The sequence below is a fragment of the Halomonas cerina genome, from assembly GCF_014192215.1.
GTDB classification, from domain to species: Bacteria; Pseudomonadota; Gammaproteobacteria; order Pseudomonadales; family Halomonadaceae; genus Halomonas; species Halomonas cerina.
Window position 1 is genome coordinate 21,951 of sequence record NZ_JACHXP010000019.1, and the last position, 23,091, is coordinate 45,041.

22 protein-coding genes and 1 pseudogene are annotated in these 23,091 nt (G+C 63.3%); 2 read left to right on the top strand and 21 right to left on the bottom strand.

Annotation, left to right across the window (positions count from 1 at the left end; translation table 11 throughout):
• Window positions 1-39: 39 nt before the first annotated feature.
• The 3 genes from FHR94_RS15860 to FHR94_RS15870 all read right to left on the bottom strand — a co-directional run bounded on the left by FHR94_RS15860 (window position 40) and on the right by FHR94_RS15870 (window position 1,954).
• A complete protein-coding gene (locus tag FHR94_RS15860; RefSeq protein WP_183327060.1) occupies window positions 40-1,074 on the bottom strand; it encodes a TRAP transporter substrate-binding protein in 1,035 nt (344 codons plus the stop codon).
• A 170-nt stretch (window positions 1,075-1,244) separates the two neighbouring features.
• Window positions 1,245-1,445, bottom strand: coding sequence for a hypothetical protein (locus FHR94_RS15865; RefSeq protein WP_183327062.1), 201 nt, complete (start codon window positions 1,443-1,445; stop codon window positions 1,245-1,247).
• Window positions 1,446-1,726: 281 nt separating this feature from the next.
• Entirely contained in the window at window positions 1,727-1,954 is a 228-nt protein-coding gene (locus tag FHR94_RS15870; RefSeq protein ID WP_246390001.1) for a TRAP transporter large permease subunit, read from the bottom strand.
• A gap of 39 nt (window positions 1,955-1,993) precedes the next feature.
• On the opposite strand from FHR94_RS15870, the pseudogene FHR94_RS15875 reads away from it, so the two are divergent.
• Window positions 1,994-2,251 (top strand): annotated as a pseudogene (locus FHR94_RS15875) (FAD-binding protein); the annotation flags it as partial.
• Window positions 2,252-2,433: 182 nt separating this feature from the next.
• A complete protein-coding gene (locus FHR94_RS15880; RefSeq protein ID WP_183327064.1) occupies window positions 2,434-2,643 on the top strand; it encodes a type II toxin-antitoxin system VapB family antitoxin in 210 nt (69 codons plus the stop codon).
• Between the two features lie 196 nt (window positions 2,644-2,839).
• On the opposite strand, the gene FHR94_RS15885 is transcribed toward FHR94_RS15880, so the two are convergent.
• The 18 genes from FHR94_RS15885 to FHR94_RS15970 all read right to left on the bottom strand — a co-directional run bounded on the left by FHR94_RS15885 (window position 2,840) and on the right by FHR94_RS15970 (window position 23,047).
• Entirely contained in the window at window positions 2,840-4,015 is a 1,176-nt protein-coding gene (locus tag FHR94_RS15885; protein ID WP_183327066.1) for a DcaP family trimeric outer membrane transporter, read from the bottom strand.
• A gap of 123 nt (window positions 4,016-4,138) precedes the next feature.
• Complete coding sequence (locus FHR94_RS19710) at window positions 4,139-5,110, bottom strand: 2Fe-2S iron-sulfur cluster-binding protein (RefSeq protein ID WP_221188509.1); 972 nt, start codon at window positions 5,108-5,110, stop codon at window positions 4,139-4,141.
• A gap of 209 nt (window positions 5,111-5,319) precedes the next feature.
• A complete protein-coding gene (locus FHR94_RS15895) occupies window positions 5,320-6,537 on the bottom strand; it encodes a Bcr/CflA family multidrug efflux MFS transporter (RefSeq protein WP_183327068.1) in 1,218 nt (405 codons plus the stop codon).
• A 41-nt stretch (window positions 6,538-6,578) separates the two neighbouring features.
• Window positions 6,579-8,525 (bottom strand): TRAP transporter permease, encoded by a 1,947-nt coding sequence (locus tag FHR94_RS15900; RefSeq protein WP_183327070.1) that lies wholly within the window; start codon window positions 8,523-8,525, stop codon window positions 6,579-6,581.
• A gap of 79 nt (window positions 8,526-8,604) precedes the next feature.
• Window positions 8,605-9,762, bottom strand: coding sequence for a TAXI family TRAP transporter solute-binding subunit (locus FHR94_RS15905; RefSeq protein WP_183327072.1), 1,158 nt, complete (start codon window positions 9,760-9,762; stop codon window positions 8,605-8,607).
• Between the two features lie 277 nt (window positions 9,763-10,039).
• Entirely contained in the window at window positions 10,040-10,798 is a 759-nt protein-coding gene (locus FHR94_RS15910; RefSeq protein WP_183327074.1) for an enoyl-CoA hydratase/isomerase family protein, read from the bottom strand.
• A gap of 3 nt (window positions 10,799-10,801) precedes the next feature.
• Window positions 10,802-11,422 carry a 4-carboxy-4-hydroxy-2-oxoadipate aldolase/oxaloacetate decarboxylase gene (locus FHR94_RS15915; protein ID WP_183327076.1) on the bottom strand — a complete coding sequence of 207 codons (621 nt, stop codon included), beginning with the start codon at window positions 11,420-11,422 and terminating at the stop codon, window positions 10,802-10,804.
• Window positions 11,423-11,433: 11 nt separating this feature from the next.
• Window positions 11,434-12,099: an RraA family protein gene (locus FHR94_RS15920; protein WP_183327078.1), complete on the bottom strand. Its 666-nt coding sequence runs from the start codon at window positions 12,097-12,099 to the stop codon at window positions 11,434-11,436.
• A complete protein-coding gene (locus FHR94_RS15925; protein ID WP_183327080.1) occupies window positions 12,096-12,773 on the bottom strand; it encodes an RraA family protein in 678 nt (225 codons plus the stop codon). The genes FHR94_RS15920 and FHR94_RS15925 overlap by 4 nt, the downstream gene beginning before the upstream one ends.
• 17 nt (window positions 12,774-12,790) lie before the next feature.
• Window positions 12,791-13,792, bottom strand: coding sequence for a DODA-type extradiol aromatic ring-opening family dioxygenase (locus FHR94_RS15930; RefSeq protein ID WP_183327081.1), 1,002 nt, complete (start codon window positions 13,790-13,792; stop codon window positions 12,791-12,793).
• A gap of 42 nt (window positions 13,793-13,834) precedes the next feature.
• Window positions 13,835-15,040, bottom strand: a complete 1,206-nt coding sequence (locus FHR94_RS15935) for a CaiB/BaiF CoA transferase family protein (RefSeq protein WP_183327083.1) — start codon at window positions 15,038-15,040, stop codon at window positions 13,835-13,837.
• A gap of 42 nt (window positions 15,041-15,082) precedes the next feature.
• Entirely contained in the window at window positions 15,083-15,484 is a 402-nt protein-coding gene (locus FHR94_RS15940; protein WP_183327085.1) for a Zn-ribbon domain-containing OB-fold protein, read from the bottom strand.
• 1 nt (window position 15,485) lies between these two features.
• Window positions 15,486-16,649 carry a thiolase domain-containing protein gene (locus FHR94_RS15945; RefSeq protein ID WP_183327087.1) on the bottom strand — a complete coding sequence of 388 codons (1,164 nt, stop codon included), beginning with the start codon at window positions 16,647-16,649 and terminating at the stop codon, window positions 15,486-15,488.
• A complete protein-coding gene (locus tag FHR94_RS15950) occupies window positions 16,646-17,506 on the bottom strand; it encodes a MaoC/PaaZ C-terminal domain-containing protein (protein WP_183327089.1) in 861 nt (286 codons plus the stop codon). Before FHR94_RS15950 ends, FHR94_RS15945 begins: the two co-directional genes overlap by 4 nt.
• 60 nt (window positions 17,507-17,566) lie before the next feature.
• Window positions 17,567-18,514 (bottom strand): SDR family oxidoreductase, encoded by a 948-nt coding sequence (locus FHR94_RS15955; RefSeq protein WP_183327091.1) that lies wholly within the window; start codon window positions 18,512-18,514, stop codon window positions 17,567-17,569.
• A gap of 41 nt (window positions 18,515-18,555) precedes the next feature.
• Window positions 18,556-19,683 carry an acyl-CoA dehydrogenase family protein gene (locus FHR94_RS15960; RefSeq protein WP_183327093.1) on the bottom strand — a complete coding sequence of 376 codons (1,128 nt, stop codon included), beginning with the start codon at window positions 19,681-19,683 and terminating at the stop codon, window positions 18,556-18,558.
• Window positions 19,684-19,692: 9 nt separating this feature from the next.
• Entirely contained in the window at window positions 19,693-20,874 is a 1,182-nt protein-coding gene (locus tag FHR94_RS15965; protein ID WP_183327095.1) for an acyl-CoA dehydrogenase family protein, read from the bottom strand.
• Window positions 20,875-20,887: 13 nt separating this feature from the next.
• On the bottom strand, window positions 20,888-23,047 hold the full coding sequence (locus tag FHR94_RS15970; protein WP_183327097.1) for an acetate--CoA ligase family protein: 2,160 nt from the start codon (window positions 23,045-23,047) through the stop codon (window positions 20,888-20,890).
• Window positions 23,048-23,091 lie beyond the last annotated feature (44 nt).

Genomic DNA, 23,091 nt, shown 5'->3' on the forward strand with positions numbered 1-23,091 from the left:
AGAGTAGAAGGAGGGGGCTGACATCAGGACGTCGCCATATCACTCAATCAAGGCGCCCTCAACCATAGCGTCCACTGCGGCGAGTCGTTCCCGCAGATCGGTCACCAGGCTCTCGGGTTCATATCCTGCATCACGCACACGCTCGGCCCAATTCTCCAGCAGTGGCATGGCAGCTTCTCGCCAGGCAGCCAGTTCCTCATCGGTCAGCTCAATCATGGTGTGCTCGGGTGAGGTGCGCAGCTTCTCTAACCCCGCAAGTTCTTCCTCCTCCCAGCCACGGGAGACACGTGTGGCCCACTCCCCGTTACAGTGGTCATCGATGACCGCCTGCTGCTGATCATTCAGTCGCTCATATGTGTTGCGATTAATCAAGATAGCTTGCCAAGACGAATACACTGGATAATCAATATGATAGCGAGTGGTCTTGTCGATACCAAATAGATTAAGCGCCCCGGAAGGGAAGAAAATGGCATCGGCAGTGCCCCGCGCCAGAGCCTCACGTGCTTCAGGGGCAGAGACCTGGACACTAGCCCCTCCCAACTCGCTAACGAACTGAGCGATGGTCGAAGTTGCTGGACGGATCGACATGCCACTTATCTGATCCGGATGTCGTATCTCCTCTTTGGAATGCAGTGTTCCAGGATAGTGTCCATGAATCATGCACATAACAACCTCAGACATCTCCTGATCGGCATATTGTTGGTACCACTCCGTCGCCGCCGCGGACCCGTTCAAGGTGTCGCCGATGACGAAGGGCAACTGCAAGAGGTCCGAGACCGGAAAGCGCCCAGCGGTATAGCCGGGGTTGGTCCAGGTGATGTCGGCGATGCCGTTAGCAGCCATGTCGTAATGGTTTTCCGCACTCCCAAGCTGCTGGGCAGGGAACATCTGAAAACGGATGCTGCCCCTGGACGCCTCGTGGATGGACTCTGTCCACTCCTTGAACCCGGTAGAGGGCAAAGCTTGCTGGGCAGGTAGCCAATGAGCAAAGCGCAAGGTGACATCCTGAGCCATGGCCGCGGATGACCAGCTTCCAAGACATAGGGCCCCGATAAGCAGCTTATAGGATTTCATTATTGTGTCTCCTTCTTGTGGTTTTATGGGGAGAACGATGGCCTCCCGGTCGTTGGAGAATCCTCTCGGAGTCCCCTCTTCATGCCGCCTTCACCCCACCTTAACAACCAGCGCCGCCGCGGAGTCGCCGGCCGCGCAGCCGGTGACCAGGCCCGCGTGGGCAAGATGGTTCATGCCCTGGCACTTACATCTCCACAGCCGCAGCTGTGCGCCACGGTCAAGTGGCGCGGCGTTCCGGTCTTCAGGAAGAGCGCCTCCAGGGCCGCCGCCACGTCCTCCGCAAACCCGGCCAACCCGGCGGTGGTCCAGGCGACCGTGGCATCGTCCGGAATCAGGCCAACTGCTGCCTCGACATCTAATACCTTGTTCACAATGCACCTCGCGCTTGAATAGTTCGCTCGAGCTATGGGCGCCCGGCACTGCATTAAAAATCATGACGTGCCAATTATCTGCACTATAGTACACCAACGTTCACGAATGACAGCCGACTTTGGTCGTAAAAGGCGCGAAAATAATGGCATGACGTACAGGACACTGCAAAGGAAGGGAGCATAGGCTTGCTGCGAAAATGCATTATATTACATTAACGCGTCAGCAAGAACGCGTAACAGGCCCCTCACTGATCGACTACGGGGCTTGGGCAGGAGGGGCGTCACCCCTTGGTCAGAAACAGCGTGAACATGCTGGTGCCGACGCTGATAATCAGCAGTGCCGAGGTGGTGGAGAGGGTCTCGAGCAATGCCATCTTCAACGCCTTGCCGTCGAAGCGACGCAGCAGAGCGGCGATCAGGATGGCCCCGGCGGCGCCCACAGCGCCGGCTTCAGTGACGGTGGAAAAGCCCGAGAACAGGCCGCCGAAGACCAGCACGCCAAACACCATCTATCAGTTGCCGAGGACCGCCACGGCATTTTCATCGGCGGCGCCTCGCGCGCCGCGGTGGACGCGGGCTTCGTGCCCAACGACATGCAGGTGGGCCAGACCGGCAAGATCGTCGCCCCGGACCTCTATATCGCCGTGGGCATCTCCGGGGCCATCCAGCACCTGGCGGGCATGAAGGATGCCAAGGTGATCGTCGCCATCAACAAGGACGAGGAGGCGCCGATCTTCCAGGTCGCCGATTATAGTCTCGTGGGTGACCTGTTCGAGATCCTGCCCGAGCTCGAGCAGAAACTCTAACCCCATTATTGCGTTTCGATCGTTCCTTCCGAATTGTCGACGGACCACGGCGCAGGCCGTCGCCGTCGACTTTTTTGCGAATGATGGATGGGCAGCATAGGGCGCGTCTGTCATCACAGGCGCCTCGCAGAGGTGACACTACTGATGCACACTGACATCAAGTCAGATGTGGAGTCTTCGTCATGCGCACCACCATCACCATTGATGACGCCCTGTACGAACAGGCGTTGAGCCTCGCCGAGCCTGGAATGGACAAGCCTGCCGATATCGTCCGGGAGGCCATCAAGACCTATGTACGGGTGCAGGCGGGCCGGCGCCTGGCGAACTTGGGCGGTGCGGCACCTGACATGCAGGATATCCCCCGACGTCGTGGGCAGCCTGCGGCGTCATGAGCGTACTCGTCGACACCTCGGTCTGGGTGAATCACTTCAGGCACCGAAACATTGCCTTGGTCGACTTGCTCGAGAGCGATCGGGCAATGAGCCAGCCAAGACCTCATTCTAGGATCGGTGTCATACCTGATGCATCAAAAAAGCCTCGGCAGGACGCCGAGGCAAAGCAATGGAACCACAAGTAAATCGAAACGGGTCAGAACCGGTACATCACCATGCCCTGGAGTCGCACGGCGTCACCTTCCTCACCATTGGCGATCTCGCGCGTCTGGTGGCTCACCTCCATGCCGTAGAAGACGTTGCGTATTGGTGACCAGATGTAGTTCAGGTGAAGGTCGGTGAAGGTCTCGTTGGCTAGCTCGGCGTTCGCCACCCCGGCCTGGATGGCATCATCGAGATCGGCGGTGGCGTAGCCGTAGCCGAGGTTGATATGGCCCGGGCCTGCAGCCACCCGCACGCCAACCGTCCCCCCGGTCAGGGTGATCGGCTCGACATCACCGGAGACCGGATCGACATAGGCCGGCGCGGCCGGCGCTTCTTCAATGTAACCACCGATCCCCTCGCCGTGGGTCACCCCGCCGCGCAATGTCAGCGCCGGTGTGACCGCGTACTCCGCTTCGAGGTTGATCCCCCAACCAAGCGTGCTGTCGTTGTCGGTGCCATCATCGACTTCCAGCTGTCGCAGCAGACCCGAGATACCATAGCGGAGGCTGCCAGCCTCGCCCATGTAGCGCAGGGTCAGGTCAGGCAGGGTATCCTTGCTATCCGCATGTGCAACATAGCCCCCGCCCGGCGTGAAGCCGCTCGCTACTGAACCACCGAGATTGGTGGGATCCTCCAGGGCCACCGAGAAGCCCCCGGTGGTGTAGCGCAGTTGGCCCTGGCGTGCGCCCTGCGGCAGGCCCGGCTGGGGCTTGAAGTCGATGATGCGGTTCATGGCGTAGATGAAGCCGAAGTTGGTAAAGGTCTGGCCAGCGGTAATGCCGTTCCACTCTCCATAGGCGTGACGCAGCCGGAACTCTTCCCGGTCGCCGCCACCGCCGAAGAAGTCCCCTTCGATGACGGTCTTGAGCTCGCCACGTTTCGTGGGCGTCGATGTGGCGAAGGCGATCCGGCTTTGCTTGGCATGCAACTGGGTATGCCCCTCAACATCCGAACGAGGATCACTATCCAGCGGAATGGCGGCATTCACGCCCAGGGGCGGCAGTTCGGCGTCCACGTCATAGATCATGTCCAGCTTGACGTAACCGTAGATACTGGCCGTGGTATCGCCCACATCGAACTCGTAGGCCTGGGACGCCAGGGAAACCGCCAGCGCCAGGGACGAGGTAGAAAAGACAATGCTCCGCTTGATGTTGTTGTAATCACCCATCATGTCACCTTGAACTTATTGGATTTATGGACATCGCATATCGCCACACATGAAGTGGAACAGGGATGGCCCTAGATACGCCTATCTTATATAAGGCACACTTACTTTCTAGCAAAAAGAAAACTACATATCAAGCACCAGTTTTTCTCCCTTGCATCCCGAACAACAAATCATCATGCAGTTATTATTTTTCTTTTGCTGGGCAGAAAGCACCAGATCCCGATGATCGGGCTCGCCTTCTAGCACCTTCACTTCACAGGTGCCACAAATTCCCTCCTGACAGGAATAAAGCGGCTGATAACCTTCCTCGAGCAGGGCATCGAGAATGGTCTTTCCCTGGGGGATGAACAACTGCGTTCCGGACTGGGCCAATTCAACGGTAAAGCCCCCCGAAGTATCGGCCCCTTCTCTGGCGGCAAAGTATTCCACATGCACGCGTTCGGGAGGCTGGTGCCTGGCCGCAGTCTCGAAGGCGTCCAGCATGGGCAACGGTCCACAGCAATAGAAGTGGGTCCCGGTTGGTGCGGACTCGATGATGGCGGGGAGATCCAGGAGGGCACCGCCGGTTTCCTGATCGAAGTTCAGGTTGAGGCGCCCGGGATGATCGCCGGCGAGCTTATGCAACGGCGCAAGGAAGGCCGCATTCTTGCGGGCTCGCGAAGCATAGAACAGTTGCCAGGAGCGCCCCAGTCTATCGAGCCGCTGAATCATGCCGTACAGCGGAGTGATACCAATGCCACCGGCGATCAGCACCGTGTGCCCCACGTCCTCGTCGAGTACGAAATTGTTGCGCGGTGTACCAATGGTCAGGATATCGCCGGGTCGCACGCTGTGGTGCATATAACGGGAGCCGCCACGACTGGCGGGATCATTGTTGACCCCGATTACATAGCGGTGCACTTCTTCCTGATCATTGAGCAGGGAATAACTTCGAATCAGGCCATTGGGCAAGTGAAGATCGATATGCGACCCCGCCGTAAACGCAGGTAATTCATACAAGGGTGCCGTTGGGCACAACTCGAAACTCAGAATGCCTTCGGCCTCATAGCGAATCGACTGCACTCTGACTTGCAAAAGAGACTCTGTCTGTTGCACAAGCTCCTCCTCGGTAGCTCAAACTTGGCCACCCATTAACTGGATCAATATCCAAATACCATCAATAGCAGGCGCCAACTTGCCGATCATCAAGCATTGGTGATTCGTGTCATCGGATGCTCATGGGACCATTCCCCTCGACGTTGCTTTTCTCTCCCGACTTCGCTCGGCGCGGGCCAGTCGTAGGCTTGGTGCCTGGCGCCACCTGGCTAGCTCTTTCTCTCGCCCATCACGCTGCGGCCCCGCTGCTCGCTCGTCGGGTCGGTCAATACCCGTAGTCCCAGGTTGCCGATACACGCCACCCCCAGCATGGTTAGCGCCATGGGCCAGACGCTGGGGATCTCGAACACGCTGACCAGCAGGCCAGCCAAGGCGCCACAGCTGAACTTGATGGCACCGAGCAGCGCCGCAGCCGTGGCGCTCATGTGACTGAAGCGTTCCAGCACGGACGCGATGGCGTTGGGGGTGATCAAGCCGATGACGCCGGTGAACAGCATGATCAAGGGCACCACCGTGATCAGCGACGCCAGGTCGAGCAGCGTCACCAGCACCAGGCCGGCGGCGGCCATCAGTTGTACCACCAGGCCGAAACGCAGGTTCTGCAACGGCGTACGCCGACGCAGCAGATGGATATTCAACCGGCTCGAGGAGGCGATCACCACCACATTGAGCCCGAACAGCAGCGGGTACAGCGCCGGTGACACTGCAAAATGCTCCAGGTACAAAAACGGCGAGGCGGTGACGAAGGCGAACAGGCCCGAGAAGGACATGGCCACCGCACAGATGTAGCCCATGGCCTCCCGATGCCGGAACACACTGGCATAGTTGGCCAGGACCTGCCGCCCCGAAGCCGCCGGCAGCCGCGGGTCACGGGTTTCCGGCAAGCGACGCCCCATCAGCCAAAGCAAAAAGGCCGCATAGACCGCCAGGAACACGAAGATCAGCCGCCAGCCGGCCAGGTACAGCAGCACACTGCCGATGGTCGGCGCCACCAGCGGGGCCAGCATCAGGATCATGCCCATGGTCGACATCACCTTCGCCGCCTCGCGGCCGCTGAAGCAGTCGCGCACGATGGCCGAGGAATTGACCACGCTGGCCCCCCCGCCCAGCGCCTGCAGGAAGCGCCATACCAGCAGTTCCTCCAGCCCGCTCGACTGCAGGATCCACAGGCTGCTGACCAGGAACATGGCCAGTCCCGACATCAGCACCGGCTTGCGGCCCAGCCGATCCGACAACGGGCCGCAGACCAGCTGTCCCAGGGCAAACCCCACCAAGAAGACACTGATCGACAGTTCGGTGCGATGGATGCTGGCCCCCACCGCCTCGGCCAGGGCCGGCATCGCCGGCAGGTAGGCGTCGATCGCCAGCGGCGCCAAGGCCGTGTTGGCCGCCACCAGCAGGGCCAATCTTCCGGGATCCAGGGTCATAGTGCTCGCCTCATCGACCGTTGGGGTAGGGAACCGGCGGCCTAGCCGGCCGCAGGACAAGGACGGCGACGCACCAGGCTGAGTAGCGTGGCCGCGACGATACATGCCAGGGCCCCTGTCAGCAGGGTGGCCTCACTGATCTTGATCAAGGGGTTGTGAGGCATGGCGATCAGCAGGCCGCCGAGGATGAATAGCGTACGTACCGGCCACTGCAAGATGCCGGAACGGGAGAGGCTGCCCAATTTCGGCAGGTAGCCCTGCAGGCCGCCAGCCACCAGGAAGATGCCGATCAGCGCGGAGAGCACCGCCTTGAAGATCTCTAGGCCGCTGCCTTGCAGCAGCAGGGCGGGCTCCAGTACGAAGAAGAACGGAATGAAATAAATGATGCTGCCGAGGTGCATCGACATGAAGCCAGTCTTCATGGGCTGGCTGCCGGCGACCTTGGCGGCGGTGAAGGCGCCTACCGCGACAGGCGGCGTGATAAAGCTCAGCATGCCCCAGTAGAGGATGAACATGTGCACGGGCAGCGGGCTGAGCCCGGCGTCGACCAGGGCAGGTGCGAGGGCGATAGCCAGGAAGATATAGGCCGCGGTAATCGGCATGCCGATACCCAGGATGAAGCTGGTCAGGGCCCCCATGAGCAGCAGCACGAGCGGATCGCCACCGGCCATGTAGAGCAGATCCGTGGCGATGGTGCCCGACAGGCCAGTGATGGCGAGCCCGCCCATGATCATGCCGATGCCGGCCATCAGCCCCAGCAGTTCGGCGAGTCGCAGCCCACTGATCTCGACGAAGTCCTTCAGGTCGGCAAGGTTCCAGCGACTGTGGGCCCGAATCTGGTTCAGGGCAATCAGCAAGGCGGTCGCATAGAAGGGCGCCGCGGCCTCGCGATTCAGGTACAGCAACATGAACACCAGCAGGGCGAACACGAAGAGGTAGTGCCAGCCTGCCTTGAAGGTTTCCACGAAACCGGGCAGTTCCGCCTCCTCGAGGCCTTTCAGCTGGTTGCGAGCCGCATAGAAGTCGATCTGGACGAACAACCCGAAGAAATAGAGCACCGAGGGAATCGCCGCCGCCAGGGCAATCTGTCCATACGGAATCTCCAGGAAAGTGGCCATGATGAAGGCCGCCGCCCCCATCACCGGCGGCATCAGCACCCCACCGGTGGAGGCGCAGGTCTCGACGCCCGCCGCATAGGTCTTGGTAAACCCCACCTTGCGCATGGCCGGAATGGACAATGGCCCGGTCGACAGCACATTGGTGATCACACTGCCCGACATGGAGCCCATCAGACCGCTGGAGAAGATCGACACCTTGGCGGGACCACCCCGCACCTTGCCAAGCAGAGAGAAGGCCAGATCGATGAAGAACTTGCCGCCGCCGGTACGCTGCAGAGCAGTCCCGAACAGCAAGAAACCGATTACCAGCTTGCCGAACGCCTGGGCGGGAATCCCCAGGATGCTCTCGGCGCTCAGTGCATGGTAGATCGCCACATAATTGATCGGTGTGGACACCGCTGCCATGCTGTCGGGCAAAATGCTCGCATACAGAGGAAAGGCCGACATCAACAGCACCACGACGAAGATCGCCCAGCCACCACAACGGCGGGTGGCCTCCAGCGTCAGGGCCCACATCAGGTAGCTCATCCACACCACATGTTCGGGTGCGGCGAACTCCCAGCCCTGGTTGACTGCATGGATGGAGTTGATAGTAAAGAAAGCGCAGCAGCCTAGGCTCATCACCGCCAGCCCCCAGTCGTACCAGGGTACGCGCCCGGTGCGCTCTCCAGGGCGGGCAGGAATGGCCAGGAACACGACCGGCAACAGCATCGTCAACAGCAGATAGATGTACTGCACCCCGAACATCGAGAAACCGGCATAGAAACCGAGATTGAAGATCTGGTAGATGGAGGTCAGGGTCGCCAGGATGGCCACCAGCATCAGCACGCGGCGTACCAAAGGTGTACGGGTGGGTTGAATCTCCGTCATCGTCATGCACTCATTGTTGGGCAGGCTGAAGGATATACCGGCCCGGCGCTACGCCGGGCCGATAGAGATGACCGGGCGGTTACCGCAGGCCTGGCTCGAAGCCAGCCTCCTCCAGTGCCGCCACGCGCCGTTCGCTCCAGGCCTCGGGCTCGAAATCGTCGGCCCCTCCCTCGGCCAAGTACGCCTCCCAGGCGTCCATGAGCACCTTCTGCCGCTCGATCAGCGCATCGTTGTGCTGCTGGTGCTCTTTCGTCCAGCTCCCCTGTTCCTTGAAGTAGCGGATCGCCCCCTCGTGATAGGGCATGATCCAGGTGAAGTCCTGGCTCTCGAGATTCCAGCCTTCCGCTGCCGGGGCCTGACGGTTCAGTTGGTCGTAGTGCTCGTTGAGGAACTCGACCAGCGCATAGACCTCATCGGCCTCCTGGTTTGCCATCGTGGCCATGATCGGCAGGGCATAACCCCCGCTGTACCAGGGCGTTTCCTCGGAGACGGCATTGCCCTCGATCGCGGTGATCGGCTGGTAGTAGGGCACCGCCTGCTGGACCCGCTCCCATTTCTCTTGCTGCTCGGAGGTCTGGTTGGGTAACTGCACCCAGGCATGGCCGCGGGGACTGGTGGTCAGGCGCTCGATCAGCGGATTGCCGGTCGATCCCGGCATGGCGTCCGCGGTGCCGTCCAGCACCGCATCGATGGCCTCGATGGGGCTGCCGACCCTCACCTTGCGCACGTCATCCCAGGTCAACCCCCCATAGGCGAGCACCGCAGCGGTGGTCATGTTCATGGCATCGCCGCCCAACACATAGACAATCTTCTTGCCCTCGAGATCAGACGCCGTCTCGATGCCGGCATCGCCGGCGGCGGCCAGGCCGATGGCCTGATTACCGAAGTTGGCGGAGACCACGCGCAGGGGCTGCGGCCCCCACTGCCGATCATTGAACAGCATCACCCCTTCCTGGGCGAAGTAGGTGGCGATCCCGCTCATGGTATAGTCGGCCTGGCCGCTCTTGAGCGGCGTCATGCGCGCGATGTCATTACGCCCGGGAATGATCCGGATGTTGCTGCCGGCATGCTCCTTCAACAGTCCGCCCAGCGCGGAGGCCTGGATGTAGTAGGTAGAGCCCGTGCCATAGGCGGTCCACATCGACACACGCGGCAGTTCCGGCTCCGCCACGGCCGCGAGCGGTAGGCCCATGGCCATGACACTGGCAGCGATCAGATTACGAGTCTTGAATTGCATGGCGCTCGATACTCCTTGTACTTGTTGTCGACTCTGGTTGCCGGGTGCGGTCTGGCTGATGGGGAGGCCGCCCATTTGTCAGCAACCTTTATATAAGTCTTACTTACATTCATGGGAAATTCCACCTCTTCCTGATACGACTTTAGTCTCCCCTTTGGTGGTCATCTCTCGTTGGCAGGATCGCCCGGCCCAATGGTTGCTTATGCAACCATCAAACCATCGATCGACGCATCGTGCCAAGGTCGAGGTCTTCATGCGGAGAATCGGCCGGCGGCGCTCAGCGTCCCCGAAAGACCGCGCGACGCCGTTCCTTCAGGGCCTGCAGCCCTTCAGCCAGGTCGGCGGAGTCGGCACAGTGTCGAATGTCCTCGGCGAGTGCCCGGCGATCCAGGGCATCACGGGCAATGGCGTTGAGGTGGCGTTTCATGGCGCCCACCGCCAGTGGCGCCATGCCGGCAACCCGCTCACTCAGTGCCCGCACCTCGGCCTCCAACGCCGTCGCATCCTCGACCCGATGGGTGAGAAAGCCGACCTCGAACATCTCCCGGGAGGCAAGCCTGTCCCCCACCAGGATCAGCCGCTTGGCCACGTTCAGTCCCAGGCGCGATACGTAACGCTCCAGCAGGCTGCCATAGAGATGCAACCCGAAGCGCGCCGCCGGCATCATCACCTCGGCGGCCGGACCCCCTACCCGAAAGTCACAGGCCAGCAGCAGGTCGGAGGCCCCGCCGTAGGCCCCGCCCTGCACCGCGGCGATGGTCACCGGACGCAACGCCTCGAGGGCCTGCGCGACCGCCTCGAAGGCATCGCCGCCGGCCCCCGACTCCAAGTCGCCGAGGTGGTAACCGGCACAGAAGTGCTTGCCGCGGGCACGCAGGACCACCACGCGAATCGCCGGATCCGCCTCGATGCGCTGGAAGTGCTCCAACAGACAGGCCAGGTCGGCATCGCCCAGGCGATTGGCCTGCTCCGGTCGCTCCAGCTGCAGGGTCGCCACACTGCCGTCGACGGTCAGGGACGGTAAGGTTCCGCTCATGGTTCACTCCCAGCCGTAGACCGCCAGGGTGGTCTCTCCCCCCCGCAGGCGCTCGATGATGGCCGCCTCGTCGGCCTCGCGGCGTTCGGCGGCAGCGAGGACATCGGCTACCCGGGCGGCCGGGATGGCCACGACCCCATCGCCATCGCCCACGATCAGGTCGCCGGCAGCGACTACCACCTCGCCGATCATCACCGGCTGGTTGATCCAGGCCACGGCCTCGAGATCCTTGCCGGTGCCCTTGATGCACAGTCCCCGGGAGAACACCGGAAAGCCGAACTCGGCGAGCAGCTTGCCGTCACGGGCTCCCCCATCGATGACCACCCCCGCCAGCCCTCGCGCCAGCGCCGCGGTGGACATGATCTCGCCCCAGTAGCCGTGCTCGAAGGTGCTATTGGTAGAGACTACCAGCACATCGCCTGGCCGGGCCTCGTAGATGGCCCGGTGAAGCCACACATTGTCGCCGCCGGGACCGTGCACCGTAACCGCGCGCCCACAGACCTTGAAGTCCGGGGACACCGGTTTGATGGCGGACGGCAGGTTGCCGCGCTTGCCGAAGGCCTCATGCAGGGTTGCGGTGGGCAGCGCAGAGGTCCGATGCAGCATGTCGTCACTGATAGCCATGGCGAGCCTCCTCACTGCTCAGCAGTTTGCAGCTGATGATAGCGGAACTGGGCACGGGCCTCGTCGAGGCGCATGCCGCTGCGTGCCGCTTCACGAATGCCGTTCTCGGCCGCTTCGATGGCCTCGGCGGTGGCCAGCACGGCCTCTTCATGCTCCTGAGGGATCACCACCACGCCATCGGCGTCACCTCGCAGAAGATCACCGGGTGCCACGCGCGCCTTGCCGATGTTGACCGGCACATTGGTGGCCTCGACCTGGACCCGGTCCTTGCCGGTGCGCATCCAGTGGCCGCGCGCATAGACGGGATAGCCAAGCTCGCGGCACAGGGCTACGTCGCGGCAGACGCCGTCGATGACGGTGCCGGCGATGCCACGGCGGTGGGCGATCTCGGTGAGGATATCGCCCCAGACGGTGGCGTCATCGCGCCCCTGGTTGTCCAGCACCAGCACGCTGCCCGGCGGCACGTCGTCGATGTAGTCCCCCACGGTGCCGGGAGGATGACTGGCCGGACCGTACTTGAGGGTATAGGCGCGGCCGGCCAGGCGGAAGGCGTCGTCGCGCGGGGCGATGCGATAGCATTGCCCATCGATGCCATGCTTATCCAGCGCATCGCTCAGGGTCGCCGTATCCAGCTTCGCCGCACGTACCACATTGTTGTCATTGTGTTCGCTGCTCATCGGTCGTTCTCCAGCATGTGTTCGTAGTTGCCGCCCATGACGTCACCGATGGCCTGACCGGCAAGAATCGCCTTGGCCATCGCCGCCTCCTTGCGCACGATCATCTCGGCGGTGTCGAGGACGTCCTCGATATGGCGGGCGGAAATCAGGATCACCGCGCTGTTATCCGCAGCAACATAGTCGCCCGCCTCCACCTGGACCGCCCCGACCCGGATCGGCACATTGGTGCCCACCTCGACGACCCGGCCCCGGGCCGTGCGTGAAGTCAGTGTCCGGGCGAAGACGGGGAAGCCCATCTCGCGCGCCTCGTCGATGTCACGTACCGGACCGTCGGCCACTACACCGCCGATGCCACGCACCGTGGCCCCCAGGGCCAGCAGCCCGCCCCAGCTGCCGGCATCGCGGCCGGTCCGCTGCTCGACGATGATCACGTTGTCGCTGTCTCCCGCCTCGATGGCGGTGCAACCCAAGTGACGGGGCGGCCCCTGCGGCGGCCTGTCCTGCGACGCCTCGATGGCATCCAGCTTGACGGTGATAGCGCGCCCGGCAATGCGCCTGCTACCGGAGAACTGGTGCAAGTCCGTCACCGCGCCCGGCAGTTCCAGCTTGTCCAGAGCATCGGATAACGCACAGCAATCCAGGCGTCGCAGTCGTACTAGGTAGCTATCTTTCATATCAGCCTGCCTTATATTTATCTGCTGGGTTTCCAACTGGCGAAGCACAACCCCGTTCCCGTTAGTGCCGGGGTGCGATAGCCAGGCACATATTCCGCCCAGTCCAGTTCCAGGTCGGTGGTCGCCGCGGCCACCACGATCCAGTTACGGATCTCGGAGCTACCGGCCTTGAGGCGCTTGGGGTCGATCGAGGCCAGGTAGTCCAGATCGCTGTTGCGGAAGGCCTCGATCAGCCGATGGTCGAACGCCTCGTCGACCACGAAGTGCGACAGGCCACCGGAGGCCATGATGCCGACCCGCAGATCCTTGGGATACTCCTTGACCAGCTCGCGCAGGGCGCGGCCCAAGGCCACACAACGCTTCGCCGTGGGCTGGTTGGGCGGATCGAAGGTATTGACCATGATCGGCACGATGGGCAATCGGGCATGGGAGAGGTAGCGCCGATGGGGGAAGGAGAAGGCGTGGCCCTCGAACTGCCCCTCCTCCAGCCCCGCCATGGCAGTGATATCGAACTCACGGTCGGAAAGCCGGCGGATCAGCCATTCGGCCAACTCGCTGTCCACCGGGTAATGCACATCCCCGTCGGGCTCCTGGCGCTGGGCACGAGCATGGCGATACCAGCTGTCCTCTTCGTTCAGGTCTTCGCGCTTGGCGTTGCGAATCGTCTCGCCATAGTAGATGGCGATGGCCGGCATGTTGCTGAGTCGGAACAGCTCGGTCTGATCGTCACCGGCCACCAGCAGTACATCCAGGTCGGCCGCGGCGATCCTGTCCCTGAGTTCGTTCATCGCCGCATCGGCGGCGTCGAAGCGCTCGGCCATCCGCTCGGGGGTTACCATGGCCTCGGCGTCTATCGGCGCTACCGCGAGCAGCTCGTCATAGGTGCGATGGTTGCCCTCGCGATCGAAGTAGTGGGGATTTTTTGGATCCACCTCCTTGAAGCCGTACTGCCAGTCTTTCTTGCGCGATGTCAGCATGATGCTGTGCGAGGTGCCGAAGGCGGCCGTTAGGGTTGCCATGGGCGTTACTCCTGTCAGTTGTTGATATGGACACCCTGCCGCCTAGACGACGTGTCGCTGCTTCAGCTCATTGATCCGTGCGGGAGAGAGGCCCAGCTCCGCCAGAATTCGGTCCGTATGCTCCCCCTTCTCGGGGGCCGGCCTGGCCTGCTCCGGACGCGGGAAGCGGGACATCCGGATGGGCGAGTTGACGACCTCCAGGGTGCCGCGCTCGGGGTGGACGATATCCCAGGTCACATCCAGGTGCTGGACCTGCTCGTCCTCGAACATCCTGTCGATGGTGTAGATGGGGCCGCAGGGCACGCCCGCCTCATTGAGGGCATCGATCCACTCGGCGGTGGTGCGCTGACGGAACAGCTCGCCGATCGCCTCGTTGACCCGGTCACGGTTCTTGACCCGCATGGCGTCGGTCTCGAGCCCCGGCTCCTCGACCAGTTCCGGCACCCCCAGCACATTGCACAGGCGGATCCACATGGTCTGGCCGATGGCGGCGAGGTTCAGGTAGCCGTCACGGGTGGCATAAACCCCGGTGGGCACGGTGATGGGGTGTTCGTTACCGTTCTGGCCGGAGACGTGGCCATCGATCAGCCACTTGGCCGCCTGGAAGTCGAGCATGGCGATCTGGGACTCCAGCAGGTTGGTGTGCACCCACTGACCTTCCCCGGACACCTCTCGCTCGAGCAGTGCCACCAGGATGCCCTGGGCACAGAAGTGGCCGGCGGCGAGGTCGGCCAGCGGAATGCCGACGCGCATGGGGCCGCGGCCCGGTTCGCCGGTGATTGACATCAGGCCGCCCATCCCCTGGGCGATGGAGTCGAAACCCGGCCGCTTGCTATAGGGGCCGTCCTGGCCGAAGCCGGAAATGCTGGCGTAGACCAGGCGGGGATTGATCGCCTTCAGCGCCTCGTAGTCGATGCCCAGCTTGTACTTGACGTCGGGACGGTAGTTCTCGATGAACACATCCGCCTCGCGGATCAAATCATTGAAGATTGCCTTGCCCTCCTCGGTCTTGAGGTTGAGGGTCAGGCTCTCCTTGTTACGATGCAGGTTCTCGAAATCCGCCCGGTCATGGTCCCGTGCACCGATCATGTCGTCGCCGCCGGGCGCCCCGGCCGGGATCTCGACCTTGATCACCCGGGCTCCCATGTCGGCGAAAAGACGAATGGCGGTGGGGCCCGCCCGTACGCGGCTGGCATCAATCACGGTGAAGCGCGAGAGAGGGCCGCTATGATTGTTGGTGTTCAGCATGTCATGGCTCCACGTAGGGTCACGAAGTTGATGCCGCTGCTATCACGCCGGGATGAACAGCGGCAGCGTGGGCCCATCTTCTTTGAGTCGACGGAAGACGGCGCGGACCGGCTGGCCGATGGACAGGCGCTGCGGATCGGCATCGACGATGTTGCTCATCAGGGTCACGCCCTCCTCCAGGCGCACGAAGGCGATGGTGTGGCCAGGCTCACCCTTGCGCATTAGAGTGCTGTAGGAGTAGACCTCCCCGCGTCCGCTGACCGCCTTCCATTCGACGCGGTCGCTCAAACAGTGCGGGCAGACCATGCGTGGATAGAAGTGTGGCTCGCCGCAGTCCCGACACTCCTTGATCAACAGCTCCTCACGCTCGGTGGCGGCCCAGAAGGCCTCCACGTCCATCTGCGGCGAACGCGGTTCGGGTCTTGCTTGCTTGACGTCTGCCATGTCACTCCCTCCCCAGGATGATGGTGCCGGCGGTGTGGCGGGAGGCCAGCGCCCCGCCGATACCGCTGGCAATGGCCAGGTCACAACCGGGTACCTGAACGGCCGGTGCGGCTTCCCCACGCAGTTGACGAACGGCCTCGATGACCTTGGTCATGCCGCCACGGTTGGCCGGATGGTTGTTGCACAGGCCACCGCCATCGGTATTGAAGGGCAGCGTGCCATGGCCGGCGATCAGGTTGCCGTCGGCCACGAAGCGACCGCCCTCTCCCTTCCGGCAGAAGCCCAGGTCCTCGAGCTGCATCAGCACGGTGATGGTGAAGCTGTCGTAGAGGGAGGCATATTTGATATCCGCGGGCGAGACACCGGCCATCTCGAAGGCCGCCGGCCCAGACCAGACAGCTGCTGAGTAGGTCAGGTCGATCTGCCCGGCCTGGCCATCCTTCTGGGCCTCGCCGGCACCAAGGAGCTTCACCTTGGGGCGATTGAGCTGAGCGGCGATCTCGGGGCGCGCCACGATCACGGCCCCGCCGCCATCGCTCATCACGCAGCAATCCAGGCGATGCAATGGATCGGAGATCATCGGCGAGTTGACCACCTCCTCCACGGTCACCGGCTTCTGCAGCATGGCATGGGGGTTATGCTGAGCATGCTGGGAGGCCGCCACCTTGATACAGGCCAGTTGCTCACTGGTGGTGCCGAACTCATGCATATGGCGGCGTGCCACCATGGCATAGAGGTTCTGGGTCGCCGGCCCGAAGGGCAGCTCGAAGGGCAGGTCCGGGGCATCCGGATCGGGGGCCTTGAGCGCCAGGGAGGCACCGGCGGCCCGCGGGCGACCGGCCAGGGTCACCAGGGCGATATTGCAGCGCCCCGCGGCAATGGCTTCGGCGGCGTGGGCCACATGCAGGATGGGTGCCGAGCCACCGCACTCGGTAGTGTCCACGTGCCGCACGTTCAGGCCCAGGTACTCGACCATGCTGGTGGCACCGAGCCCCGGCGCGTCTCCGGCACAGAAGTAGCCGTCGATATCCGACTTGCTCAGACCTGCATCCTCCAGGGCGCCCTTGGCCACTTCGGAGTGGAGACGCGCTACCGAAATATCGTCGGCGCGACGGGTCGGGTGTTCATAGGCCCCGACGAGGTATGCCTTGCCCTTGAGACTCATGATGTCACCACCGCATAGCCGTTGTTGAGAACCACCGCATCGCGCTCGGCGACGAAGGCGCGAAAGGAGATTTCATTATCCTGTTTCCAGGCTTCGACGGTCAGCGTCTCGCCGGGGAAGAAGGGGGCCGAGAAGCGCGCGTTATACTCCTTGAGCCGGGCCGGATTCCCATCGGCAAACTCGTTGATCAGTAGGTTGGCGGCGACTCCATAGGTGGCCAGACCGTGCAGGATCGGGCGCGGAAACTTGGCGCTGCGGGCGATTTCCGGTGAGGCGTGGATGGGGTTGCGATCCCCATTGAGGCGATACAGCAGCGCCATCTGCGGCGAGGTGGTGGCTTCCAGACGATATTCCGCGGCGCCTTCCGGCAGCGGGTGGGGCTCGATCATCGGGCCACTTGGGCCACCGAAGCCGCCATCGGCCCGGGCAAAGGCGGTGCCACTGACCGTGGCCAGCAGTTCGCCGCTTTCGTCGTCGTGGATATCGCGGCTGAGGTACAAAAGGGCACCACGCCCTTCGCCCTTGTCGATGACCTCATCGACCTGGGTCACCGCACGCAGGGTGCCGGTGGGGGGCAGCGGCTGGTGGATCTTCAGGCGCTGCTCGCTGTGGACCATCATCCGGTAGTTGAGGCCTGCCTCGGGATGCACCGCCCAGCCCTGGGGCGAGCAGAGCACCACTGGCATGGTGGGGAAGGCCTTGAGTCCCTCTTCATAGACGTACTGGAGCTGTTTGGGATCCTCGGGATCCATGCCCAGCCCCAGGCTCAGGGCAAACAGCATGGTGTCCTTGTCCGTGTAGCGCTGAACTACCGGCTCCATCTCCCAGTTGATCAGGAAGTCGCGATTGATCGGCATGGTGTTGTCCTTGTCGTGTCGTTCCGAATCGAGCGAGGGCCTGGCCCTCGCCCACCTCATTTACATGGAGTCCCAGGCGAAGTACTCCCCGCCGTCCAGCGGCGTGAAGAAGCGCTTCATGGAGGGCATGGCGCTGTCGTGGATGGCTTCCTGAGTCCAGCCGTCGCCGTAGGCCACGGAACGAATCGGGCGAATCTGATTGAACAGCATCAACTCGTTGCGGCGTACCCCGAAGATCTGGCCGGTGATGCCCTCGGCGAGGTCAGAAAGCAGGTAGGCGATCAGCGGCGCTACCTTCTCGGGCGTATTGAGCTTGGCCTTGGCGAGCCGCGCCTTCTGCTCCGGGGTCTCGGCCACGATGTTGTCGAGCATGCGGGTAAAGGCAGAGGGAGAGACGGTGTTGGAACGCACGCCGGCGCGCTTCATGTCCAGGGCAATGGCCTTGGAGAGCCCAATGATCCCGGACTTGGCGGCCCCGTAGTTGGCCTGCCCCAGCATGCCGACCACGCCGGTCGGCGACGTCATGTGCACGAAGGCGCCGGAGCCCTGGGCCTTGAAGTGTTGCGCCGCGGCGATGGAGGTGTAGAAGGAGCCGTTGAGATGGGTGTCGATGACCAGCTTCCAGTCATCCAGGCTCATCTTGTGGAAGATCTTGTCGCGCAGCACGCCGGCGTTGTTGACCACCCCGTCGATACGCCCCCAGGTTTCTACCCCCAGATCCACCATGCGCTGGGCGCCTTCGGGATCGGACACGCTATCCTGGTTGGCCACGGCCTGGCCGCCGGCTTCCTTGATCTCGTTGACCACCTTCTCGGCGGGGCTGCTCTCTTCCTTGTCGCCGGTCAGGCTGGTGCCGAAGTCGTTGACCACCACCCTGGCGCCCTGGGCGGCACAATAGTGGGCGATGGCGCGGCCGATGCCGTTGCCGGCACCGGTCACCAGGATCACCTTGTCCTGGAGAGTGTTCTTGAGGTTGCCGTCGAGAGATTCGGTAGTGAAGTTACTCATGTTTTGACTCCTTGCCCGTGCTTAAAGGGATGTGGTGAGGATTACGCCGCCGCAGCGGTGCTTTTTTCGAAGGTTTCCAGTTGATACGAGATGTCACCAAACAGACGCTCCGCCACCATCAGTCGCTTGACGTAGTGGCCTATCTGGCACTCATCGGTCATGCCCATGGCGCCGTGCATCTGGATCGCCTCCTTGGCAATCAGGCGGGCAGCCTTGCCGACCGTCACTCGGGCGGCGGCGACCAGCCGGGTGCGCCTGGCCGACTCGGCCTCGTCCACCGCCATGGCCGCTACCGCCGACATGGAGCGCGACTGCTCGAGGGCGATCACCATGTCTACCAGGCGATGCTGAAGGGCCTGGAACCGGCCCAGAGGCTTGCCGAACTGTTGGCGTACCTTGAGAAATTCACGGGTCTGTTCCACCAGCTCGGTCATGGCCCCCACGGACTCGGCGCATAGCGCCGCCGAGGCCCGATCCCGCACCGCCTGCAGGGCCCGCTCGGCTGCCTCGCCCTCCGCCAGCAGCGAGTCAGCGGAGATGGCCACTTCATCGAAGCGCAGCGTGGCGATCTCCCGGGCATCCAGGGTGGTGCCGGCGATCCGGGTCAGTCCCGCGGCATTGGCGGGCACCACCAGCAGCTGCAGGATGCCCTCGTGCTGGGCGGCGACCACGAAGGCATCGGCATCAGGGCCATCCAACACCAGGCTCTTTTCGCCACTGAGGCGATAGCCCTCCCCCTCGCGGGTCAGGTGACACGCCATCCCGGCGCCCTGGTAGGCATATCGAGCCTGAGGCTCGTCCAGGGCCAGTGCCACGCGAAGCTGCCCCATGGCGATGGGCGCCAGCCACTGGTCCTGCTGCTTGGCAGTCCCCAAGGCCTGTATAAGGCTTGCTGATATAACAGCCGTGGAAAGATAGGGCTCCGGACTCAAGGCACGTCCCAGCTCTTCAAGCACCCCCATCTGCTCCACCATGCCTTGGGCGCTACCGCCACACGCCTCGCTCACGGTCAGGCCGGTCAACCCCAGCTCGGCCATCATTCCCCAGCGCTTACTGCGCCTGTCGGCGGTTACCCGCTGTCCGCGCCTTTCCAGCGGATATTCGCCATCGCAGAAGCGTCTCACCGCGTCCCGCAGCTGTTGCTGCTCATCACTGATCGAAAAATCCATGGTCGTCTCCTAGCCGCGCAGCAGCATCTGGGCGGTGACATTGCGCTGCACCTCGTTGGTGCCGCCGTAGATGGATAACTTGCGTGAATCCAGGTAGTTGGCCGCCAGGGAGGCCCGCTCGTCATCGCCGATCAGCGGATCTTCGCCCTCCAGGAACATGGCCTCCTCCGAGAAGGGAATGGCCGCGGGTCCGGCCACCTCGTAGAGCAGCTCGAAGATGGCCTGGCGCAGTTCGGTGCCGCGCACCTTGAGCATCGAGGCCTCGGCCCCCGGCGCACTGAAGATCTGGTTCTCGCCGAGAATGCGCAACCCGGTGGCCTCCAGCGCGAGCAGTTCGATCTCCAGTTCGGTGACCCGACGCTGGATATGGAGATCGGCGGCCAGGCCCTGCTCGGCCAGCAGCCGCTTGACCCGCAGCAATTGCTGCTTGGAGGCCCCGATGCCGGCGATCCCGGTGCGCTCGTGGCCCAGCAGGTACTTGGCATAGGTCCAGCCCTTGTTCTCCTCGCCAACCAAGTTCTCTACCGGCACCCGCACGTTGTCCAGGAAGACCTCGTTGAGGTCATTGCCCCCTTCATAGAGCTTGATCGGCCGCACTTCGATACCGGGAGTGCCCAGGTCCATGAGCAGGAAGGAGATGCCCTCTTGAGGCTTGGCGTCCTTGTCGGTCTTGACCAGGCAGAACAACTTGTCGCAGAAGTGGGCGTAGGAGGTCCAGATCTTGTGGCCATTGACGATGTAGTGGTTACCCTCTCGCACGGCAGTGGTGCGCATGGAGGCCAGATCGGAGCCGGCCCCCGGCTCAGAGAAGCCCTGGGCCCACCAGCTCTCGCTTCGCCGAATGGCCGGCAGATATTTCTCCTTCTGCTCGGGGGTGCCGAAGGCGATCAGCACCGGCCCCAGCATGTTGATACCGCTGGCGATGATGCGAGGTGCGCCACCCAGCAGGGTCTCCTCATCGAACAGGTACTTCTGGATCGGGGTCCAGCCGGGCCCGCCATGGTCTTCCGGCCAGCCCGGGGTGATCCAGCCCTTCTCGTAGAGCTTGGTGTACCAGGCCACATAGTCGGCCTTCTCGAGACGCAGGCCGCGCTCCACCTTGGCCTTGATGGCGGGATCCAGCTCCGCCTCGACGAACGCCCGGACCTCCTGGCGGAAGGCCTCTTCTTCCGGTGTAAATTCCAGTCTCATGATTCGTTCTCGCCTAGTTGTGTTGCGGGCTGGTCACGACCAGTGCGTCCAGGGCCACGACGCCTTCGGGATAGGCCACCAGTGGATTGATATCGACCTCCTCGACCTCCGGACAGCTCAGCATGATCTCACCCACCCGGGCGACCACCTCGGCGATGGCGGGGATATCCACCGGCTCGCTACCCCGCAAGCCGGTCAGCAGGGCGGCCCCCTTAAGGGCGAGGATCTCCTGCGAGATCGCTTCCTGCGGCGCATCAGCAGGCAGCAGACGCACATCCTTGAGCGCCTCGATCCACACACCTCCCAGGCCGACCATCACCACCGGCCCCCACTGAGGGTCACGGCGTGCACCGACGATCAGCTCGACGCCGCTGCGCCCCATGGCCTCCACCAGCACCCCATCCAAGGTCAGCTCGGGCCGAGCCGACGCCACCGCCGACTGCAGACGCTCCCAGCCGCCACGCAGCGCCTGCTCATCGGCCAGGCCTACCACCACACCGCCGGCATCGGACTTGTGAGGAAGATCGGCGGACTGTGCCTTGAGCACCACGGGATAGCCGACCTGATTGGCGATCGCCACGGCCTCGTCGGCGCTCGTGGCCAGCCGCCCTGCCGGAAAGGCGATCCCCATATCGGCAAGCCACTCCTTGCAGCGATACTCGGCATGCAGCCCGCTACCGGGCAGCGCGGGGAGCCGGCGCTCGCTCGACTCGACACGCTGGCGCCGCAGGCTGCGGCCATACTGCTCCACCCGGGTGAAGGCGCGTACCGCACGATCCACAGAGCGAAAGAAGGGCACGCCGCTCTCCGCGATGGCCTGGCGAAACTCCGGGATCAGCTCGGTCTGGTCGCCGAGGATGATCAGCGCCGCCGGCTTGGTGCACTGGGCGATGGCGGGCACCAGATGACGAGCCTTGTCAAGCTGACCGACTCTGGGCCCCCCCATCATCGCCACCATGACGCCGCCGATCCCCTCATCATCTGCCACCACCTTGCACAGCCGGGTGTAGGCTTCCGGGTCCTTGGCGCTGATGGTGGTGAAGTCCAGCGGATTCTCCGCCACGGCATAGGAGGGCAGAATGGCTTCGAGACCCGACACGGTGGCGTCGGTAAAGGCCGGGAAGGTCAGGCCGATATCCTCGCCCAGATCCAGGGCGCAGTTCTTGATCGCCCCGGAGTTGGTCAGCAGCGCCGGCGGCGCCGCTGGCGGCACGGGAAACTTGTGCAGGATGGTGGTCACGTCAAACAGCTCATCCAGGGTATCGACCAGCAACACCCCTTCGGCACGCAGCCGCACGCAGGCCGCCGCATGGTTGCCGGCCAGGGCACCGGTGTGGGACTGCACTGCATCCCTGGCGCGAGCGCTGCGCCCGGGCATCAGCATCACGACGGGCTTGCCGGCCTGACGGGCCCGGGCCACCTGCGCCAGGAACAGCTCCGGATAGCGCACCTGCTCTACATAGAGGGCTATGACCCCGACACGCGGCTCATCGACCAGGTAAGCCAAGTGATCCTCGATGCTCAGCACTGCCTCGTTCCCGGTGGAGATGGCATGCATGACCGGCAGGCCGTTGGCGATCAGTGCATCGCGCAGGTTGTTGGACATGGCGCCGCTCTGGGCGATGACGGCAACGCCGGGGCGAGTCTCCTGACGCAGCCTGGCACTGTCATCCGATCCCAGCATCTGCGGCTCGAAGGTCAGCGGAACCCCATCGACCAAGTTGCTGAGCCCCATGCAGTTGGGCCCCACCACCATCACACCGCCCTCCGCGGCGACCCGGGAGAGCTCCGCCTGCTGACGCTCTCCCTCCTCGCCGGCCTCGGAGAAACCAGAGGCGAACACCACCGCCGCCCCGATGCCGCGCCGTCCGCAGGCTCGCACCGACTCGATGACTGCCGAGGCCGGCACCGTCAGCACCGCTACATCGACACCCTCCGGCAAGTCGTCGATGGAGGCGACACAGGCGCGCGCCTTCACCTCGACGGAAGATCGGCTGACCAGGTGAAGCTGGCCGGCGTAGTCGAAGCTCTCGAGGTTGGAGAGCACGAAGTTGCCGAAGGAGCGCTCACTGTCGGATACCCCCACTACCGCGATGGATCGGGGATGGAGCAGGCGACTGACGTCATGGAGCTGCCGCTCTCCATACCCATGTAGGATTGGCGTGATACGCATCGTATTGTTATCTCCTGTGATCCGGCCAACTGCATGGGTCGGCC

Coding starts and splice junctions, on each gene's coding strand:
- FHR94_RS15860 (WP_183327060.1), bottom strand. CDS start 1,074: ATGAAATCCTATAAGCTGCTTATCGGGGCCCTATGTCTTGGAAGCTGG.
- FHR94_RS15870 (WP_246390001.1), bottom strand. CDS start 1,954: ATGGTGTTTGGCGTGCTGGTCTTCGGCGGCCTGTTCTCGGGCTTTTCC.
- FHR94_RS15880 (WP_183327064.1), top strand. CDS start 2,434: ATGCGCACCACCATCACCATTGATGACGCCCTGTACGAACAGGCGTTG.
- FHR94_RS15885 (WP_183327066.1), bottom strand. CDS start 4,015: ATGGGTGATTACAACAACATCAAGCGGAGCATTGTCTTTTCTACCTCG.
- FHR94_RS15895 (WP_183327068.1), bottom strand. CDS start 6,537: ATGACCCTGGATCCCGGAAGATTGGCCCTGCTGGTGGCGGCCAACACG.
- FHR94_RS15900 (WP_183327070.1), bottom strand. CDS start 8,525: ATGACGGAGATTCAACCCACCCGTACACCTTTGGTACGCCGCGTGCTG.
- FHR94_RS15905 (WP_183327072.1), bottom strand. CDS start 9,762: ATGCAATTCAAGACTCGTAATCTGATCGCTGCCAGTGTCATGGCCATG.
- FHR94_RS15910 (WP_183327074.1), bottom strand. CDS start 10,798: ATGAGCGGAACCTTACCGTCCCTGACCGTCGACGGCAGTGTGGCGACC.
- FHR94_RS15915 (WP_183327076.1), bottom strand. CDS start 11,422: ATGGCTATCAGTGACGACATGCTGCATCGGACCTCTGCGCTGCCCACC.
- FHR94_RS15920 (WP_183327078.1), bottom strand. CDS start 12,099: ATGAGCAGCGAACACAATGACAACAATGTGGTACGTGCGGCGAAGCTG.
- FHR94_RS15925 (WP_183327080.1), bottom strand. CDS start 12,773: ATGAAAGATAGCTACCTAGTACGACTGCGACGCCTGGATTGCTGTGCG.
- FHR94_RS15930 (WP_183327081.1), bottom strand. CDS start 13,792: ATGGCAACCCTAACGGCCGCCTTCGGCACCTCGCACAGCATCATGCTG.
- FHR94_RS15935 (WP_183327083.1), bottom strand. CDS start 15,040: ATGCTGAACACCAACAATCATAGCGGCCCTCTCTCGCGCTTCACCGTG.
- FHR94_RS15940 (WP_183327085.1), bottom strand. CDS start 15,484: ATGGCAGACGTCAAGCAAGCAAGACCCGAACCGCGTTCGCCGCAGATG.
- FHR94_RS15945 (WP_183327087.1), bottom strand. CDS start 16,649: ATGAGTCTCAAGGGCAAGGCATACCTCGTCGGGGCCTATGAACACCCG.
- FHR94_RS15950 (WP_183327089.1), bottom strand. CDS start 17,506: ATGCCGATCAATCGCGACTTCCTGATCAACTGGGAGATGGAGCCGGTA.
- FHR94_RS15955 (WP_183327091.1), bottom strand. CDS start 18,514: ATGAGTAACTTCACTACCGAATCTCTCGACGGCAACCTCAAGAACACT.
- FHR94_RS15960 (WP_183327093.1), bottom strand. CDS start 19,683: ATGGATTTTTCGATCAGTGATGAGCAGCAACAGCTGCGGGACGCGGTG.
- FHR94_RS15965 (WP_183327095.1), bottom strand. CDS start 20,874: ATGAGACTGGAATTTACACCGGAAGAAGAGGCCTTCCGCCAGGAGGTC.
- FHR94_RS15970 (WP_183327097.1), bottom strand. CDS start 23,047: ATGCGTATCACGCCAATCCTACATGGGTATGGAGAGCGGCAGCTCCAT.